The 434-nt window shown below is 74.4% G+C and carries 1 riboswitch.

The window, feature by feature from the left end:
- Positions 1-238: 238 nt before the first annotated feature.
- A riboswitch (cobalamin riboswitch) is annotated at positions 239-363 on the plus strand.
- Positions 364-434: the final 71 nt, after the last annotated feature.

The raw sequence follows: 434 nt of genomic DNA on the forward strand, positions 1-434 counted from the left end.
GGCTCCCCACCGCTTTCCGCCACGCTCCACTCCCGTTGCCCGTGTTCTCCCGCGTCTTCCCCGTGTTTTCCCGCCTCCCGCCCGGACCCGGCCGGGTCCGGGCGGCCACCGGGTACGCCGCAGCGTAACGCCCGGTGGGGTGTGGGGTCGGGCACACCGGCACCTCGCAGGTCAGCGGGGAGTTGACGGGCCGAATCGCGGCATGGTGCACTCATCGCTGCCCACGCGGCGACAGGAGAGGAAGCCGGTGCGAATCCGGCGCGGTCCCGCCACTGTCACCGGGGAGCGCTCCCCCATCGAGGGGCCACGGTCCGTCGCCGGACCGGAAGGCCGGGGGCGCGCGGATCCGGGAGCCAGGAGACTCTCGTCGCCGTTCACGTCGACCCGGGGCGCGGACCCCGAGGGAGGACACCTCGTCATGACCGGCGCCGGAC

The organism is Streptomyces alkaliphilus (assembly GCF_014141535.1).
GTDB lineage: Bacteria > Actinomycetota > Actinomycetes > Streptomycetales > Streptomycetaceae > Streptomyces > Streptomyces alkaliphilus.